The organism is Tetragenococcus halophilus, from assembly GCF_001712815.1.
Taxonomy (GTDB): domain Bacteria; phylum Bacillota; class Bacilli; order Lactobacillales; family Enterococcaceae; genus Tetragenococcus; species Tetragenococcus halophilus.
In genome coordinates this window covers 890981-908199 of record NZ_CP012047.1, presented here as the reverse complement: position 1 = coordinate 908199, position 17219 = coordinate 890981, and the positions used below count along the sequence as shown (strand labels likewise).

Annotated in this window: 20 protein-coding genes; 5 read left to right on the top strand and 15 right to left on the bottom strand. The window is 33.9% G+C overall.

The window, feature by feature from the left end; genetic code table 11:
* Positions 1–39: 39 nt before the first annotated feature.
* The 6 genes from AC806_RS04330 to AC806_RS04305 all read right to left on the bottom strand — a co-directional run bounded on the left by AC806_RS04330 (position 40) and on the right by AC806_RS04305 (position 4699).
* Complete coding sequence (locus AC806_RS04330; protein ID WP_083207564.1) at positions 40–750, bottom strand: HAD family hydrolase; 711 nt, start codon at positions 748–750, stop codon at positions 40–42.
* Between the two features lies 1 nt (position 751).
* Entirely contained in the window at positions 752–1579 is an 828-nt protein-coding gene (locus AC806_RS04325; RefSeq protein WP_014124596.1) for a PTS system mannose/fructose/sorbose family transporter subunit IID, read from the bottom strand.
* Positions 1576–2391, bottom strand: coding sequence for a PTS mannose/fructose/sorbose/N-acetylgalactosamine transporter subunit IIC (locus AC806_RS04320; protein ID WP_014124595.1), 816 nt, complete (start codon positions 2389–2391; stop codon positions 1576–1578). Before AC806_RS04320 ends, AC806_RS04325 begins: the two co-directional genes overlap by 4 nt.
* Before the next feature lie 18 nt (positions 2392–2409).
* A complete protein-coding gene (locus tag AC806_RS04315) occupies positions 2410–2907 on the bottom strand; it encodes a PTS sugar transporter subunit IIB (protein WP_014124594.1) in 498 nt (165 codons plus the stop codon).
* A gap of 12 nt (positions 2908–2919) precedes the next feature.
* A complete protein-coding gene (locus AC806_RS04310; protein ID WP_061840446.1) occupies positions 2920–3339 on the bottom strand; it encodes a PTS sugar transporter subunit IIA in 420 nt (139 codons plus the stop codon).
* 208 nt (positions 3340–3547) lie between these two features.
* On the bottom strand, positions 3548–4699 hold the full coding sequence (locus AC806_RS04305; protein ID WP_061840447.1) for an ArgE/DapE family deacylase: 1152 nt from the start codon (positions 4697–4699) through the stop codon (positions 3548–3550).
* A 260-nt stretch (positions 4700–4959) separates the two neighbouring features.
* On the opposite strand from AC806_RS04305, the gene AC806_RS04300 reads away from it, so the two are divergent.
* From AC806_RS04300 to AC806_RS04290, 3 genes are all read left to right on the top strand, one after another.
* Positions 4960–6561, top strand: a complete 1602-nt coding sequence (locus tag AC806_RS04300; RefSeq protein ID WP_069028852.1) for a hypothetical protein — start codon at positions 4960–4962, stop codon at positions 6559–6561.
* Positions 6562–6575: 14 nt separating this feature from the next.
* Complete coding sequence (locus AC806_RS04295; RefSeq protein ID WP_014124590.1) at positions 6576–7697, top strand: hypothetical protein; 1122 nt, start codon at positions 6576–6578, stop codon at positions 7695–7697.
* A gap of 182 nt (positions 7698–7879) precedes the next feature.
* Positions 7880–8110, top strand: coding sequence for a helix-turn-helix domain-containing protein (locus AC806_RS04290; protein ID WP_014124589.1), 231 nt, complete (start codon positions 7880–7882; stop codon positions 8108–8110).
* Positions 8111–8117: 7 nt separating this feature from the next.
* Here AC806_RS04290 and AC806_RS04285 read toward each other — a convergent pair whose 3' ends face one another.
* Positions 8118–8300 carry a CAT RNA binding domain-containing protein gene (locus AC806_RS04285; RefSeq protein ID WP_014124588.1) on the bottom strand — a complete coding sequence of 61 codons (183 nt, stop codon included), beginning with the start codon at positions 8298–8300 and terminating at the stop codon, positions 8118–8120.
* A gap of 127 nt (positions 8301–8427) precedes the next feature.
* On the opposite strand from AC806_RS04285, the gene AC806_RS12025 reads away from it, so the two are divergent.
* Positions 8428–8667, top strand: a complete 240-nt coding sequence (locus AC806_RS12025) for a helix-turn-helix domain-containing protein (RefSeq protein ID WP_014124587.1) — start codon at positions 8428–8430, stop codon at positions 8665–8667.
* Positions 8668–8841: 174 nt separating this feature from the next.
* Here AC806_RS12025 and AC806_RS04275 read toward each other — a convergent pair whose 3' ends face one another.
* From AC806_RS04275 to AC806_RS04250, 8 genes are all read right to left on the bottom strand, one after another.
* A complete protein-coding gene (locus tag AC806_RS04275) occupies positions 8842–9198 on the bottom strand; it encodes a GH32 C-terminal domain-containing protein (RefSeq protein ID WP_227869153.1) in 357 nt (118 codons plus the stop codon).
* 60 nt (positions 9199–9258) lie between these two features.
* The gene (locus AC806_RS04270) at positions 9259–10296 is read right to left on the bottom strand and encodes a glycoside hydrolase family 32 protein (protein WP_014124585.1); all 1038 of its coding nucleotides are present in this window, start codon (positions 10294–10296) and stop codon (positions 9259–9261) included.
* 64 nt (positions 10297–10360) lie between these two features.
* Positions 10361–11797, bottom strand: a complete 1437-nt coding sequence (locus AC806_RS04265) for a PTS transporter subunit EIIC (RefSeq protein WP_307718627.1) — start codon at positions 11795–11797, stop codon at positions 10361–10363.
* A gap of 18 nt (positions 11798–11815) precedes the next feature.
* A complete protein-coding gene (locus AC806_RS12230) occupies positions 11816–11947 on the bottom strand; it encodes a hypothetical protein (RefSeq protein WP_014124583.1) in 132 nt (43 codons plus the stop codon).
* A gap of 115 nt (positions 11948–12062) precedes the next feature.
* Positions 12063–12905: an endonuclease/exonuclease/phosphatase family protein gene (locus AC806_RS04260; RefSeq protein ID WP_014124582.1), complete on the bottom strand. Its 843-nt coding sequence runs from the start codon at positions 12903–12905 to the stop codon at positions 12063–12065.
* A gap of 47 nt (positions 12906–12952) precedes the next feature.
* Positions 12953–14614, bottom strand: coding sequence for a glycoside hydrolase family 13 protein (locus AC806_RS04255; RefSeq protein ID WP_014124581.1), 1662 nt, complete (start codon positions 14612–14614; stop codon positions 12953–12955).
* Between the two features lie 193 nt (positions 14615–14807).
* Entirely contained in the window at positions 14808–15077 is a 270-nt protein-coding gene (locus AC806_RS11680; RefSeq protein WP_256729363.1) for a substrate-binding domain-containing protein, read from the bottom strand.
* Between the two features lie 38 nt (positions 15078–15115).
* Positions 15116–15787 carry a LacI family DNA-binding transcriptional regulator gene (locus AC806_RS04250; protein WP_014124579.1) on the bottom strand — a complete coding sequence of 224 codons (672 nt, stop codon included), beginning with the start codon at positions 15785–15787 and terminating at the stop codon, positions 15116–15118.
* A 333-nt stretch (positions 15788–16120) separates the two neighbouring features.
* On the opposite strand from AC806_RS04250, the gene AC806_RS04245 reads away from it, so the two are divergent.
* Positions 16121–17170, top strand: a complete 1050-nt coding sequence (locus AC806_RS04245; RefSeq protein WP_014124578.1) for a PTS sugar transporter subunit IIC — start codon at positions 16121–16123, stop codon at positions 17168–17170.
* Positions 17171–17219 lie beyond the last annotated feature (49 nt).

The window sequence follows — 17219 nt, the reverse complement described above, 5'->3', positions numbered from 1 at the left end:
CATTCATTAAAAGAAGTCTGTTCACGTCAATAATAGATTTTAAAAATTTTCACTATGAATTAATTTTCGCAGAGTCATTACAGCTTCTTCGTTTTCTTTTACCTCAATATACCCATCTTGCATTACTTTCTCGTTAAATCGATTTAACCAAACTGGAAGCCAACGACTGTTTAATAATGGTTCGATGTCGTTTGTAAAACTATCACCTACATAGATCCATGAATCAATGATTTTAGGTAACGCTTGTTCTACTTTCTCAAAACAGCTAAAATTAGGCTTTGCATCATTTAAACTTTCTGAAATAAAAATTCGTTCTGGAGTCATATAATTCAATAAATTTAACTGTTTAATTTTATTAGCCTGCGTTTTTTCTAAACCATTTGTTAGTACGCCGAAATAAACCTTATTTTTTTCTAAAAAAGAAAATAGATCAATATAACCTTTCGAAAGCTTTTGTTTCTGTTGGTTCTTATGATACAAATCATCTAGTTCTTCTAAAAACAAAGGATCACTTGCCATATTTAAGTCCTTTGTGACCCATTGCCAACGAGCATTTATATTATTGATAAAGCGAGTTTCATAATATTGCTTATAAATAACCTCACTATAAAATCGAAAATTTTTATAAAGTTTTTGCATTTGTTCTTCTGATAAAGACGCTAAAGAAGAAAGAGCAAACAATGTTTCCTTAAATGCGGCATAGTTATCCAGTAATGTATCATCTACATCAAAAAATACAGCTACTGTCATATTAAGCAATTCCTAACAAGCCTAGTAGTATCCCTAAGCACATAATGCCTAACATCACCCAGTTTACATTTACTTTTTTACGCAATAACCAAAAAGCCCCCAGTGTAACAGCTAAAGGTACAATACCTACAAAAAGTTGATCTAAGTATTCTTGAATTTGCATTGTTTCTTCACTGCCTGCGACATTTACCTCTAGAATCGTTTCAAAGTTAACATTTGAAGCTGTCATACTGCCCATCATCATTAAACCAAGCATACTAGAAGCTTTGGTTAAAATTTGCATACCACCAGATTCATATAACTTTTGAATAAAACTAGTTCCAACCGAATAGCCACCATATAAAGCAAAATAATGAATCAGAAAAGCTGGAATATTGTACAAAAGTAAAAAGACAATAGCACCCAATGGCGTCCCAGTACTTGCTAAAGAAATGCCTATACCTGCGGCGACAACTCTTAAAATTCCCCAGAAGAAAGAATCTCCAATACCGGAAATAGGGCCCATCAACGAAGCTTTTACCGCTGTAATTGAATTCGCATCGAAATTTTTATCTTCACTATTTTGTTTTTCCATTGAAGAAACTAAGCCCATAATAAAGTTATTTAGATGCATCGTTGCATTAAACCAAGTGGTATGGCGTACCAATGCATCTTTTCGTTCTTCTTCTGTTTTGTAAAAACGATTAATTACCGGAAGTAATGTATAAATAACACCAACGGCGTGATATTGCGTTGCTCCTGTTCGGCTAGCATTCATTGTCCAAGAACGCCAAAATACAGAGCGCATCATTTTTCTTTCTTCTTTACTTAAATTCTCTTGTAATTTCATGCGAAAAAGTCATCCTCCTCTTCTTCTTTGGTCATAGTTCCTGTGGCGTTGTTGTTATTATTTCCATTGGTAGAAATATCTCGCATCTGTAAATCTCGTTGTGCGCTAACTACACAAATAACAACACCGATAACCGCAACGGCAACAGCCGGTAAGTCTAAATAGGCAGTAAGTACAAAACCTAAAATATAAAAAACGGCTAATTTATTATCCCATAGAAGTTTCATTAACATCGCAAACCCGACAGCTGGTAATAAACCTCCTGCAGCACTTAATCCGTTCATCAATTTTTCTGGAATATTTTCTACAAATGTGTTGACTGGTCCACTTCCTGCTAAAATTCCAATGAAAGCTATTGAAGCGATAATTAAATAATAAATAACCCAAGTACCCCAATGAAGCGTAATAATCATTCTTTCGTTTGCTTCCCGAGCAGCTTTGTCTAAAATAGGCGCAAATAAGTTCATAAAAACATTTTTCAAAAACATGACTACAAAAGCTGCTAACATCCCAATAGGAACAGCTAAGGTCATTGCCGCATTTTGTTCTATATTTGAAATAATTGCAAATGTAGTAGCAAGTGTTGTGGCAGTTACTGGTTCAGCCGCAATGACTCCACCTATATTTACATTTCCTAAGAAAATTGCTTCTAAAGAAGCACCCATTAAAACGCCAGTTCTCATGTCTCCCATTACAAGACCCGTTACAAGACCAACAACTAATGGACGTTCCAACATACTTTGGCCTGTTAGATAATTTCCGGCAAAACAGACAAATACGACAAGCGCGGCTAATATTGCCTCTATCAACATAGTTTATAATTCCTCCTTCTATAGCTTACTTAAAGCATCATTTAAATTGTATCTGGAATTTGTAGGTAAAACTTGATTATAACTATCTACTTGTTCAATTTTAGATAATTCTCTTGCTGCTTCAAGCTCGTCTGGATTCAATTGCACACTTGGAAATAACATTGTTTTTGATTTTGGATCTGTCTTATCAAAACGCCCAGTATTGGCTACATTTACCGATTCAATAGATTCAACATTTTGAGCGATTTTAGTAGCATCACTGACGCTATTGACGATGACAAAAATCCGACGATCTTTACCTCGAGGGTCGTTGAAAACATCTATTGCTTCATCCACTGAACGAATCAATAACTTTATACCATTAGGCACCGCCATTTTTAACGTCATTTGTGTAACCTCATTTTTCGCAGCTTCATCATTAGCAACCACTAGTAATGGCGCGTTTAACTCTTTTGTCCAAACCATTGCTACTTGTCCGTGAATCAATCGGTCATCTACTCTTACTTGTGTTATCATTAGCTTTTCCTCCTAAAAAAATGTATCTTTTTCTACTGTTTGGCTTGTAGGAACTAACTTTACTTGACTTTCTTCTATAGCTTCTTGTATAAGTTCAGCGTTTAATTTTTCTTCCTCACTTCCTACAATCAGTGTCAATAAAACAGCTAAGTTAGTATTTGATATAATAAAAATATTTTCTTTTTTTTGTGTAAGTACCTCCGCTACTACCTTTTGGTTTACACTTCCACCGAATAAATCTGTAAAAATAATTGCTTGTTCATCTTGTTGAATTCCTTGCACAAATTCAGTAATTTTAGGAGTGTAATCCTCATCAGTTACATAAGCATTAATGACTTCAATACTCTTTCCTTTATCTGCTAAAATATTCAAAGAGCTTTGAAATCCATCAGCTAGCTTTCCATGTGTCGCCACTAAATATCTTTTTTTCATTAACATCACCTCATCCTTATATTAGCAATAAGTATGCCAAAAAATAAAAAGCTTATAACCCTATTATTTCAGAGTTACAAGCTTTAATTCTTCTGTTTAAACAGTTTGATTTATTTTTAAACAAGTATCAGTCATGTTTAATTCTATAATAAATTATTTATTGAATAGTAAACGAATAGTCTAGAGACCGAATACCATTGTAGCTGGCTTATTCAAAAAAAGCCTCTACAAATCTCTTATAAAATGCAATAGATTTACTAAAAACGTCAATGTCTATGTTCTCATTACTTTGATGCTCGCTATTATTCCCTGGTCCAATTTGCACTATACTAAAATTACCTTTGGCATGTGAAAATTCTGAAGCATCACTAGCACTTGTTTGGCCGACTACTTTTATTGGATCAGGATACATATTTTTATGTACATTTTTAATCAACCTCACTAGACTTGCATTGCTATCACCAGACATTGCTTCTTCTGGAAAAATATATTCAATACTTAAGTTATAGTCTGGTTTCTGATTTAAATTATCAATTAAATGGTTCAATGCAGAGAAAACCAATTGATTAGGGTAAGCAGGGATCGTTCGTATATTTCCTTTCATGATCGCTTTTACAGGGACGCTATTAATTTGTTCACCACCATGAAAGACACTTTGAACATGGGTTAACTTCCCTAAAATAGGATCAGTTTTATCAAAATTTTCCATTAGTGGTTTTACTTCATTAGCAAAATTAATTAAATGATCAATAGCATTTATGCCATCCTCTGGTTTGGAACTATGAGCTCCCTTACCTATGGATGTTACGACGTAATCAATAACACCTTTAGAGGATATCCCTATCTCTTTCATTTCATTGGTAGGCTCTGCGATAATTAAACCATCCAATTCATCAGCATAGCCTGCTTTAGTTAACTGCGCTGCACCATATTCTCCAGTTTCTTCACCAACTGTCGCAAGCAGTCTAATCTTTCCAGGAATCGCATCCTCTGCAAGAAAATCAAGCATGGTAATTACTAAGGCTGCTAAGCCACCCTTCATGTCAGTGACACCGCGTCCAAATAATTTATTATCTTTTATTTCAGCTTTAAAGGGGTCACTGTTCCAAGCTGACAAATCACCTTGAGATACAACATCTTCATGACCAGAAAATCCTAAGATCTTTTCACCAGTACCAATCGTAACAACTAAATTGTCTCTATTCGGTGCATAAGTTACTCGCTGGATATCTACATCTTCACGATCATTATAAGGCTCAAATAAAGAAGCGATATAGTTAGCAACCTTCGCCTCATTATCGTCCACCGAATCTATAGCAATCAAATTTGCTAAGATTTCAATTTGTTTTTCTTTGTCCATCTTATTCACTTCCTAAAGTATTAAACAAACTCTATACCAATTTTGTGTAACTTGCTGCCAATATTCTTTTATTTTAGTGGATATTTCGCTGACTTTCCACCAATAATTTTTATTTTGGTGGTTACTATGGCCATTTATCTCCAAAAAAGTCATGAAATTTATTCTGATATTAAACGTAATATTTTAAAAAGATAGACAAACATTTTTATTTATGGTCAATCATGCTAGACTATAGTTAAAAAACGTTTGGAGTTGGAGACATGGACTATCGTACATTCATGGAACAAGTTACAGAAAAAGTAAATCAAATGTCAAGTGCTGACAAAACAGATTTTTTGCTGAATTTATTACGATTAACCCCCGAGGTAAAACGTGAAAAAATTTTACAATTAATGACGGATGATACTTCCTCTTTTGAACAACAATTTCAAGAATATCAAGATTATCTAGCAAAGTTAGAAGATAAAGAATTTCATTTCACTGCTGAAGACGAAGAAATCTACGATGAATTTGACTGGGAACCCGACTACCAAGTTATTTTAATAGACTCTGAAAACGTTGGCAAAACATTAACAGAAATCTTGGACTTTGCTAAGCAGTTAGTTTATCAAAAACACTACCATGCTGCTTGTGCGCTATACATTCGTTGTTTGGGACTCCAATTTCTAACCTATGATAAAGAAATTGGAGATCAATATGAATATTATTTAGGTGAATTGATTCAAGAAGGGGTCGTTGATGATGATAACAGCAGCGTAATCACACATCTACTGTATGCCATTTATCAAACAACCAAAGACACTACAGAACTTGTCAAGACCTTTTATCATTACTTAGCTACTCCTATAAACCAAGAGGTAAAAATTGCGGATATATTCACTGTGGGACCCGAATCTTTAGAACAATCAGAAGAATTTTTGTTTGACTGGATCAATTTTTTAAAATTAAATCCTTCTCCCTTAGCTGATCGACTTTTATTAGATGCTGTAAGAACAAGCTCTTATTTTAAACAAGCGGATCATTTATTTACTTTAGCCCAAGAAACTGCTGCCACTCACCCTTATTTATACCTAGAATGCATTCATTTATTTAGTTCACAAAACGCTCCGGAAAAAGCTCTTGAGGTGGGAAAAGATGGTCTTGAAAAAATTCCATTACACAATAAGGTTCGTAGTCAAATAGCCGAAAAAGTAGTCTATCTTGCCAAACAGTTTAACGACGATTCCGTCTTCCATGCAGCTACACAAGATACTTTTTATTCTGACCCTTGTCTTGACAATTTATTTCCTGTTTTAAAATTAGACTTATCGCAACAAGAACAAGAAAAATTACTGCGTTTTGTACAAAATGACCATTCAGTGACTAACCAAGTTGTTCTGCTTTTCTTCCTAGGTCAATTCGAAGCAGTCTATAAAAATATTAGTAGCGATCACCATGCCTTAGGATGGAGCAAGAGTAACAAAGGGGTAATAATTCCTTTGTTACTCTTGTTATTGCGGCCCATGCAGTACTCAAAAGCCGCTAAAGCACTCATGGCAGATATAAATTTTAGGATATCGTCCCATCAATTGGATGTGTTTGAAGACGAGTTTATTTATTGGAAAAGTTCGGTTTTTTTACCAGAAAAAAACAAGGCTCAATACCTTAACTGGTGCAAAAAAGAAATCGAAAAAAGAGGCAAAGAACTTATTGTAACTAAATTTAGACATCATTATCATCGTATGGCAGCACTTATTGTCACATTAGGTGAAGCAGAAGAAAATAATGGCGTCATGGGTGCTCGTGCACAAATTATTCAAAGTTATCGTAAAAAACATAGTCGCAAACGAAATTTTACTGCTGAACTAGATAAACTAATTTGAAAGAAGGTTCAAAAATGAAAAAAAGTAAAAAAGAAAAGAAAAAACTACTAGCTAAACAGCACGCTTCTGATCATCTTGCAAGTTTAAAACAAGAAATTAGCACGATGCTAAGTTTCAATCTAAATCCTTATATGGTATTTGCCCTCTACATCATGGAAAGATTCGAATACACTCATGTTGAAAAAATGAAACCTGACGTGACGCAATTTATGGATAACTATTATTTAGATTTTCCCGATTTAGATAAAATCATGGACCACATAGAATTAAGAGAAGCTTTCAACAGCTATCTTCAAATCGTGCAATACTACTATCTATTAACTACCACAAGTGGAAAAGAAGAGTTTGAAAAAATCGTAGAGTGGCTTCCCACAGAAAATAAACAAAGACAAACTTTGTTAAGTTGGCCAGATAATTATATTATTAGTTTATTTCATCCGATCATCTCAGAAGGTACTTTATATTTTCAAGATTTAAAAGATCAGAATAATTACGACGTATATGTAGAAGATGGAAGTGAATTAATGGATATTATCCAAGAAAAGCAGCCAACTTTTTTATCCTTACTTTTCCCCACTGAGAATGGATATACCATCAGTCCTTTAGTGGAATGCCAACATTTTGATAATTTAAAGGATATCCTCGATAACGATCTACCTAAAACAAAGTGGGAAAGCGAACTTTTTCTCTGGTATCGAGATAATTTATCGTATATTCTTAACTCAGCAACCTTAGATCCATTTGGCGAAGATTTGCTACCCGAATTTTATTCAGCCGAACGTTTTGCTAACGAAAGTGACACTGATTTTGCGGATCGTTTATTAGATCAAGATCCTATGTTCGAAAACTTCCCATATGTACTGGAGCTAAAGCAATTGCTCGTTAAAGTGATTCAGACATTTCCTCAATTATTTATTGCCCGAGCTAACGTGTTTCCATTACTTGATGCTCTTAAGGTCCTTTTTAGCGATATAGAAATAGAATCTAAAATTGATGAATATTTAGGCGATTCCCTTTCTCATTTTTGGATATTACTAATTTTAGAGTATCTGCCCGAAGAAGTAAAAATGATAGAAGAATTTAAAGTTGATCCTGATGATTGGACTGATTATGACGATCTAGACTTACCTTTTTAAAATGTTGCATTTTATTAATTGTTTGATTCAACTTATGTGCTTAACACTACTTCCCTATTAAAAATAGAGCTGCCAAAGATTCATTTTCTTTAGCAGCTCTATTTTTTTATTCTGTTACCTAAACAAGCAACGCTAATTTTTTATTCTTAGCTTATGATATTTGTATATAACAGTATGAAAGGATGAGTTTTTTGCAAAGCGAAAAAAGATTAGTGATTCACATCCATGACCTGACACAAAAATATAATATGTCTTTACGAGAACTTTCTCGCCAATCTGGTATTGATATCGCTCGTTTAAGTGAGTTAGCTAGTGGCAAACGCAAGCGGGTCAATATTGACTTTGTTATAAAAATTGCTGAAGCATTAAATATTACTGACATTCGTGAAATTTTTACCATTGAAGATAAATAAATCAATTTTACTGAGTTTCCCCTAACTGCTGCTTCTTGCTTTCGACATAAACCTCGGAGGCAGCGCTTTCATTTATACGATCACCTTTCTTTTTGTTAAATCCAATCCCCTTTCCAACAAGAACCATTGATTCATCATTATCACTTTTAGCAACTAGAGCATTATGGCTAAATACTTGCAAAATTTTCACTGCAACCTTTCCTCCTTTAAAAAATAGTTGGTTATTCTCATTCGTTGCCCTTAAGGACAACGTTTTCAAACTTATTATAACCTATGATACTTATATAAGCAACAAGCTTTTGAAAGGATCTGGTTATTTGTATACAGAAAGAAAATTGGTCGTACATATTCATGAACTACTAGAAAAAGAAGGCTGGTCCTTATCAAAACTTGCGCTTGAAGCTGATATTGATAAATCAAAATTAAGTCGTCTGGCTAGCGGACAACGTGAGTATTTATATATTGATTACTTAGTAAGAATCGCTGAAACATTAGACATTGACGATTTAAATGAAATTGTTTCCCTTGAAAGAGTAGAAGATAAAAGCAAAAAATAAAAGCGGCTAATTTTTTAGTCGCTTTTTAGTTTTCTGAACAAACCAGTTTTATTATTCATTCGTCTTCTGAGTGAACAATTTTTTCTATTCTACTATCTGTTGCTTGACTTTACGCCATCAAAATTACATCAAAAAAACAGCTGACATCTTATCGATGCAGCCATTTAAGTAATATTATTCTATGTTTCCCAGTGCTAAATCTTCCAATAAATGTTCTGTTTGAGAGTTTAATTGCAGTAAAGAAAATGATTTTTGAACATAAAAAGTACTTGTGATTGTCTCATTTTCATTTATAAATATTTCAATAGAAGACCGATCAAGAAAAATTTGCACAGACAAAGCTTTTTTTGTATCTATAGCTAGCACATCAGATTCCTCCATAGAACTATCACCTTCCCCGCTTATTTGGTAAGCAGTATTTTTACGAGAGAAAAACAAGCCCTGTTTTTCTGAAGAATAGCTGAACTGTAAAGATTCTCCCTCTTCATTTGTAAAAAACAAATCAAAAGGCGTTACATTATTTGCTGCTATTTTAAAAGCAATATAATTTCTATCTTCTATTGAAATCTCATTATTTTCTAATTTTGTTTCTTATATTTTTATTAAATCAAAAATTTTTAAAGGGACTTTTTGCTGTAATTCCCCATCTTTAGCAGTAATCATTCTTGGCAATGTCATTTGTCCAAACCAGTTATGACCTAGTTCGTAAGTTGGCCGGTTTGCTTGCCAGTTCTGCATCCATGCAATAGCTAAATAGCGTTCCTCTGCTAATTTTACTGTTTGTGGAGCATAAAAGTCCATTCCATTATCCATCTCTTTTATAGATGTTTGTTGAAATTCAAAGTTTTCCCAGTCCATCTCACCTTCAATTAACCAAGAAATATGAGAGTGTACTTTTCCTTTTTCATCAACATAGTCCATAGCGCTTAAAATAAAAACAGCTTTATCTTTAAACAACAATAAATCTGGACATTCTACCATCGTACCTAAATAAGGGTTATACGGAAAAATAACTGAAACATACTCCCAATTCAATAGGTCCTCTGAGTGGTATAATATGACCTGCCCTTTGTTATCCAATGTTTTAGAACCGATCACAGAATAATATATGCCATCTTTTTCGAAAATTTTTGGATCGCGAAAATCAACGACCGAAGTACCTGCAGGAATATCATCTTCCGTTAGCACAGGGTTTCCCTCATATTTTTTAAAATTCACACCATCTTCTGAAATAGCTATATTTTGATTTTGACGCGTTTTCGTTTCATCTGTTTCATCTGGCAAGTGTCCTGTATACATCACATATAATTTTCCATCTTTTTCAATAGCACTCCCGGAAAAAACACCGCCCTTATCATAATCTTGATCGGGAGCAAGTGCTACTGGCAAATCTTGCCAGTGTAAACCCTCCTTACTTTTTGCATGCCCCCAATGCATAGCTCCATGCTCTGCTTTATAAGGATAATGTTGATAAAATAAATGAAGTTCATTATTAAATATAACTACACCATTTGGATCATTTGTCCATCCAATTGGAGGAGCAAAGTGATAGTCTGGATAAAATTTCTTCCCAGTAGTTTCCTTGTTCCCTCTAATAAATTCATTAGCTTTTTCAATTGTATAAAGCATAAATAACTTTTCTCCTGTTCCTAAATAAACTAAACTTTTGTTAAACCAAACCTTAAATTAAACATTAACTAACATTGTCGTTTACTATCCTTTCGAACTCTTCTCGTACTTTTGGAACCTCCATTCCAACAATAACCTGGATAGCTTTCCCATTTCGAACTACGCCATAAGCACCATAATTTTTGAAAAAAGCATCATTTTCCAACTGATCTGGATCTTTTACCGAAATTCGCAAACGAGTCGTACAGTTATTAATATCAGCAATATTATCAGTCCCACCCAAAGCATTTAAAAAACCTAACGCTTTTTTACCTACATCGCTTAATCCTTCATCACTAGAAGCAGCGCCTTTTTCTTCTGCTTTTTTAGCTTTATATTCTTTCTTACTATACATGTGTACTTCTTCGTCCTCTTCACGTCCAGGCGTTTTTAAATTGAATTTTAAAATTACCCAACGGAAAGCAAAATAGTAAATGAAAGTGAGTACAATACCACTAGCAAAGTAAATAAAAATAGCATCTAAATGATTTTCAGCCATTGGTAAGAGAACGCCCGTAATACCTCCAATATTTGCCGCGAATCCTCCAGCTAAACCAAACGCATATATGGTCATTGCAAAGATAGATGTTAATGCTGCATGAACAGCAAATAATTGGGGTGCTAAAAATAAGAAGGTAAATTCAAAAGGTTCTGTAATCCCTGCAATCATTGCTGTAGCAGCTGTTGGTATAACTAAAGCCATTGTCTTTTTCCATTTTTCAGGTTTTGAAGTAGCAACAAAAGCTGCTCCAATACCTATTGGAAAGAAAAACATAGATGCATTTTGTAACATAAAACCGCCTTGAGGAAATATCTCTCTTATTGAGCCATCAAAAGCAGCAATTTCCGAAAGATTTTCAAACCAATAATTAAGTAGCCCACCTTCAACGGCTGCTGGACCAAATTCAAAAGGTTGATTAATAAAATGATGCAAACCTGTTGGAATTAAAAGTCTTTGTAAGAAAACATAAATTCCAACACCAGCTGTTCCACTAGAAGCCATAAACCCTTGCAATTGAGAAATAACGTCTTGAATCGATGGCCAAATCCATGCAGTTAAAAATGCAAGAGGAATAGCCATAAAGAAACCAAGCATAACCACAAATGATGAACCAGAGAAAATCCCTAACCATTCTGGTAAAGGTGTATCGAAAAATCGGTTATGTAAGTATACAGCTAACCCAGAAATCAATAATGCCCCAATTAAATTAGTATCCAATGTCGCAACGCCACCAATTTCTTTAATACCGATAGCATCTTCCACATTACTCATATCTACGCCAAAGTTCCATGTGTTTAAAATGTAATTAATATTTGTATTCCAAATCATATAAATAACAAAAGATTCCATAACTGCTCGCGCCTGAGCTTTTTTCGCTAGCCCGATAGGCAAACCGATTACAAACAGTAATTCCATATGATCAAATACTGTCCATCCGCCAGATTCAATCATTCCCCAAATATCGCTCCAAAAGGAACCTTAAGCGGCGAGTCCTCCTACTATTGATTCATTTTGAAACGCAATAGATAAAGCTAATATTATCCCGTTAAAAGCAAATAGCATAACTGGCGTAAGCATTGCTCCACCAAAACGTTGTATTTTTTGCATCATTTTATTTAGCTCCTTTAATGCCTTTTTTATTTTATCCAGATATTTTTGACAGCGATTTCTAAAAGGGACAATTTATAAAGCTTTACTATGAATAAAGCTTTATAAATATATTTTTTTACTCTAATATTATGACTTCAACACCAAAATGATCACTCACAATAGATTCATTATCTTGATTGAAAATGACATGGTTTTTTTGAACAGTTAATTTATCACTAACAAAAATATAATCAATTCGTTTACTATCAGAAGTTGTTTTCCAACCATCGATTTTTCCCTTCATAGTTGCATACCCGTAATTTTCTTGTGCGATTGTATAAGAATCATTTAAAAAGGGCGCTGTTTTTAAAACATAATCATATCCTTTATTGTAAGTGCTAGCTTCATTGTTAAAATCACCCATAAAAATAATGTTTTCTTTCATGTTTTCATTAAGGGCAATTTGGGCTCTATCCCACTCATGTTTGAAAATTTGATTATCTTCTGGATCTTCCCACCAAGAAAAATGACCATTAAAAATTAACCATTTTTTATCAAAAATTGATATTTCACTTTTTAAAATATTTCTAGTGCCTACGTTATCGTATTCTGTAGACTGAGAAATATTTATTACCTGGGAATTTTGTGGTGTTTTCGATAAAATGGCTAGTCCTTCATCATATTTATCATATCCTATATGATTAGCGCTCCAAGTCCAAAAATAGTACTTTCCAAATTTCTCTAGTTCTTTGACCAAAACTCCTGCATAATTGCCTTTTTTTAATGGAACGAGATTAACTTCCTGACTGGGTTTTATAAAGCGCTTATGCTCAGTCATTCCTTCTTTCATAGGCTGATTAACTTCTTGAAGAGCGATCACATCATAATCTTTAGTCGCTATCACTTGCGCTAGTTGTTTTATTTTTTTACTAGCAAATTTTTCCATCCATCCATGTACATTTAATGTTAAAACTTTCATCTTCCAATCCCTTAATTTTAAAAAATTCAAATTCAAAATATTTTTTCCTATTTTGAAATTTTATACATACGTGCTTCATAAGGACGTAATAAGATACTATTATTTAAACGATCATTAACTTCATAATTAGCTAGTACAAGTTCTTTTAGATTATATTTAGAAAAGTCCATTTTTTCACGACCATCAAACATATTTACCATAATAAGAAAATCTTCTTGCTCACCGTGTCTGAGATAGGCATAAACTGATGGGTGCTTTTCTTCAATTAATTCATAGGTTCCATAAATAAGGGTTTCTGAACGACGTCTGATATCAATCATTTTTTTATAGAAATTATAAACAGAATTAGGGTCTTCATAAGACTCAGCTACGTTGATATCTGCGTAATTGTCATTTACTTTTAACCATGGCGTGCCCGTTGTAAATCCTGCTTGCTCTGTAGAATTCCACTGCATTGGCGTTCTTGAATTATCACGAGAACTTTCCCAAATATATTCCATTGCTTCTTCTTGCTTACTACCTTCTTTAATCATAGTTTTAGCTTTATTGACTGACTGTATATCATCATATTCATCTAAAGAATCAAAATGAACATTTGTCATACCAATTTCTTGCCCTTGATAAATAAAGGGAGTCCCCTGCATAAAGAAATACATCGTTGCTAGCGCTTTAGCAGATGTTTTACGCATATCTGTATCATTTCCCATTGACGAAACCGCACGCACTAAGTCATGGTTTTCAAGAAACAAAGCATTCCAACCAACACCTTCTAACCCTTTTTGCCACTTGGTTAACACTTTTTTAAATTCTGTGAGATCAAAAGTAGCTTTATCTCCCCAAAGATTTATATGTTCAAATTGAAAAATCATATCAAAATAACCGTTTTCTTCACCAACCCACTGTTCTGCATCCTCTACTTCAACACCATTTGCTTCTCCTACTGTCATAATATCGTAGTTATTGAAGGTTTCTTCAGCTAATTCTGTGAGATGTTTATCAATACCCGGTTGATTCATATGCGCATCAAAAGATGGCACAACATCTTTTTTCAATGGATTAGGCAAATCTGGAAAACCAGGCTTTTTCTTGATATGTGTAATTGCATCAATCCTAAAACCGTCGATTCCTTTATCTAACCACCAATTAACAGTATCATACAGCGATTGCCGCACTTCTGGATTCTCCCAATTTAAGTCAGGTTGTTTTTTAGAAAATATATGCATATAATATTCTTTTGTTTTGTCATCCCACTCCCAAGCTGGACCATTGAAAATAGATTCCCAATTATTAGGGCGGCTTCCATCTTTTTTACCTGGATGCCAAATGTAATAATCACGATATAGATTATCTTTAGAAGACCGTGATTCAATAAACCATTCATGTTCATCCGAAGTATGATTAATGACAAGATCCATAATTAATTTCATACCACGTTTGTGTATTTTTTCCATCAATTCATCAAGATCTTTCATTGTCCCGAATTCACTCATAATAGCTTTATAATCGCTAATATCATAACCATTGTCATCGTTAGGTGATTGATAAACTGGGCTCAGCCAAACTACATCAACCCCTAAATCTTTTAAATAGTCTAATTTTTCTATAATACCTCGTATATCACCAATTCCGTCTCCATTTGTATCATAAAAACTACGAGGATAAATTTGGTAAGCAACTGCTTCTTTCCACCATTTTTTTGTTTGTTTCATTGAACATCCTCACCTTTCCTAAAAGTTGCTCTACGCCATAATAGAATTAATTATTTTTTATTATTTCCGATTTTGAAATCGTTTTACGAAATATAATAATATAATATGTCAATCGTTACCATATATCAACCCTTTAACATATTTTATCAAAAAACACTCCCAACCTTTTTTAGTTAGGAGTGAATGGACATAATCACTGGCTAGAAGTTGAAGATAAGAGATTTACTGGTAACTTGGTTACTTGTTCAACTTTTTCTTCATTTAATAACGCCAATAGCACTTCGACTGATTTTTGTGCCAGTTTTTCGATTGGCTGAACAATGGTAGTCAATTCTGGATTCAGTTGCCGAACAATCTTTGTTCCATCAAAACCGATGATTTTTAATTCTGCAGGAACTGAAACCCCATGTTCTTTAGCGCTGTTCATACACATCGTAGCAATGATGTCATCCCCAGCAAAAATACCGTCATATCCCGTTTCTCCGGTAAAAAGCTGATCAATCAGTTCACGTTTTTTTGGTCGGTGAATTGAAAAGGAACTTCCTTGAAACTATAAACAAGGTTATTTTCTTTCATCACATCTTTATACGCAGCCGCACGATCATTTGCTGGAGTCGTAACCTGTTGATCTCCTCGAATGCATACAATTTTTTGGCAACCCTTATCAATTAATTCTTGTGTAGCAAGCTTTCCCCCCAGATAGTTATCACTTTGAATGATAGGAATATGGGCTGTTAATTCTCTTTCGATACTTACGATCTTATTCTCAAAGTATTGATATTCACTGATATTAATATTATGCGATCCTACAATAACCCCATCGACCCGTTTTTCTTGAAGTAAGCGTAAGTATTTTTTTTCATTATCAACATCATTTAAGCTGTTACAAATAAATAGATTATACCCTTTTTTAGCCAGCTCTTTTTCAAGATGAAACGTTAATTCACCGAAAAAAGGGTTTTCAGTTGTTGGAACAATTAGTGCAATAAAGCGCGTCTTATTGGTTAAAAAAGAACGTGCCATTTCATTAGGCGTATAATTTAATTCGTCCATTGTGGTCATGACTTTTTTCCGCGTCTTATCACTAATATACCCACGATTGTTTAACACGCGCGATACGGTTGTAACGGAAACGCCAGCCTTTTCAGCAACATCTTTGATGGTCAATGACATATTGAACCTCCTTATCATAAAGAAAGAATCGTTGCAATAAGTATAAATTTTTTTTACTAAGAAAGCAACGAGCAGGAAGTCGATCTAATTTTTAATTCGCTTCTTCATATTTCAGTGATTTTCCTTTTTTGATTTGTGTATTTGTTGATAGCTGAAAAAGTCTTTTTCAGTCATCTTTGTATTTCAGATGCAGTTCTGTTAACTTGCCCACTTAAGTGGTTTCTATAAATTGCAAATCCTACTTTTATATGGAATGTTTAAATATTGGAAAAATTCAGAAAAAGTGCTATTCTTTTACTTATAAAAATTTGTATTTCAGAAAGGGACAATCTTATGACTCAACAAGTAACTCCAAGAGAATTTATTATGAATATTTTAAACGGCTTAGCCATTGGTACAGTCATCGTTTTAATTCCAAGCGCCTTATTATCTGAACTTTGTAAAGCACTCTTACCTACTTTCCCGTTTTTGATCAACGTCTTAAATGCAGTAAATCTTTCTAATTCTATGATGGGAATTGTTATTGGGACTTTGATCGGTATCAACTTTAAATTTCCACCGATACAGTCGGCTGCGGTAGGACTTGCTTCTATCTTTGCTTCTGGAGCCGTTAACTTTACACCAGATGGAATGCTTTTAGAAGGTACAGGCGACATTATTAACATAGGACTAACTGCCGCTATGGCTTGTGGCATGCTTTTGTTCTTAGGAAATAAGTTAAAGTCTTATACCATTTTAGTTATTCCCGCGCTTTCTTTGATTATTCCAGGCATTATTGGACGCTTGATTTTGCCTTATATTTTAAAAATTACGGAATGGATCGGACAAGGGATCGCCCAACTACTTGATTTACAACCTCTTGTTATGAGTATTTTATTAGCTGTTATTTTTTCTGTTTTGATTGTTTCTCCGATTACAACCGTTGGTATTGCTTTAGCGATCTCGTTAAGCGGCATAGGTTCAGGCGCGGCCAATATTGGTATTTGTGCAACCGGATTTGGTTTTGCAATCATGGGCTGGCATGTGAATACCAAAGGAACAAGTTTTGCTCACTTTATCGGATCACCGAAAATGTCGATGGCTAACGCCTTGAAAAAACCACTGATTTTGTTACCTATCATTTGTACTGCTGCATGTTGCGGTGTTTTAGCTGCTTTATGGGATATTCAAGGTTCACCTATGTCAGCAGGCTTTGGTTTTAGTGGCTTAATTGGTCCGATTAATTACATGAATTTGGCCGAAGATGGCTGGACATTTGTTACTTTGTTAAAATCTATTATCGCTTTTGCCGTTGCTCCAATTGCTTTTAGTTTTCTTTTTAAATATCTCTTTACCAAGGTGACGCCCATTCTAAAAGAAGAAGATTACTATTTGAATATTTAATTTGTTAAATAATTTTTTTAGGTTTGCCATAAAAATTCTTTTAAGATTT

Coding starts and splice junctions, on each gene's coding strand:
- AC806_RS04330 (WP_083207564.1), bottom strand. CDS start 750: ATGACAGTAGCTGTATTTTTTGATGTAGATGATACATTACTGGATAAC.
- AC806_RS04325 (WP_014124596.1), bottom strand. CDS start 1,579: ATGAAATTACAAGAGAATTTAAGTAAAGAAGAAAGAAAAATGATGCGC.
- AC806_RS04320 (WP_014124595.1), bottom strand. CDS start 2,391: ATGTTGATAGAGGCAATATTAGCCGCGCTTGTCGTATTTGTCTGTTTT.
- AC806_RS04315 (WP_014124594.1), bottom strand. CDS start 2,907: ATGATAACACAAGTAAGAGTAGATGACCGATTGATTCACGGACAAGTA.
- AC806_RS04310 (WP_061840446.1), bottom strand. CDS start 3,339: ATGAAAAAAAGATATTTAGTGGCGACACATGGAAAGCTAGCTGATGGA.
- AC806_RS04305 (WP_061840447.1), bottom strand. CDS start 4,699: ATGGACAAAGAAAAACAAATTGAAATCTTAGCAAATTTGATTGCTATA.
- AC806_RS04300 (WP_069028852.1), top strand. CDS start 4,960: ATGGACTATCGTACATTCATGGAACAAGTTACAGAAAAAGTAAATCAA.
- AC806_RS04295 (WP_014124590.1), top strand. CDS start 6,576: ATGAAAAAAAGTAAAAAAGAAAAGAAAAAACTACTAGCTAAACAGCAC.
- AC806_RS04290 (WP_014124589.1), top strand. CDS start 7,880: ATGAGTTTTTTGCAAAGCGAAAAAAGATTAGTGATTCACATCCATGAC.
- AC806_RS04270 (WP_014124585.1), bottom strand. CDS start 10,296: ATGCTTTATACAATTGAAAAAGCTAATGAATTTATTAGAGGGAACAAG.
- AC806_RS12230 (WP_014124583.1), bottom strand. CDS start 11,947: ATGATGCAAAAAATACAACGTTTTGGTGGAGCAATGCTTACGCCAGTT.
- AC806_RS04260 (WP_014124582.1), bottom strand. CDS start 12,905: ATGAAAGTTTTAACATTAAATGTACATGGATGGATGGAAAAATTTGCT.
- AC806_RS04255 (WP_014124581.1), bottom strand. CDS start 14,614: ATGAAACAAACAAAAAAATGGTGGAAAGAAGCAGTTGCTTACCAAATT.
- AC806_RS04250 (WP_014124579.1), bottom strand. CDS start 15,787: ATGTCATTGACCATCAAAGATGTTGCTGAAAAGGCTGGCGTTTCCGTT.
- AC806_RS04245 (WP_014124578.1), top strand. CDS start 16,121: ATGACTCAACAAGTAACTCCAAGAGAATTTATTATGAATATTTTAAAC.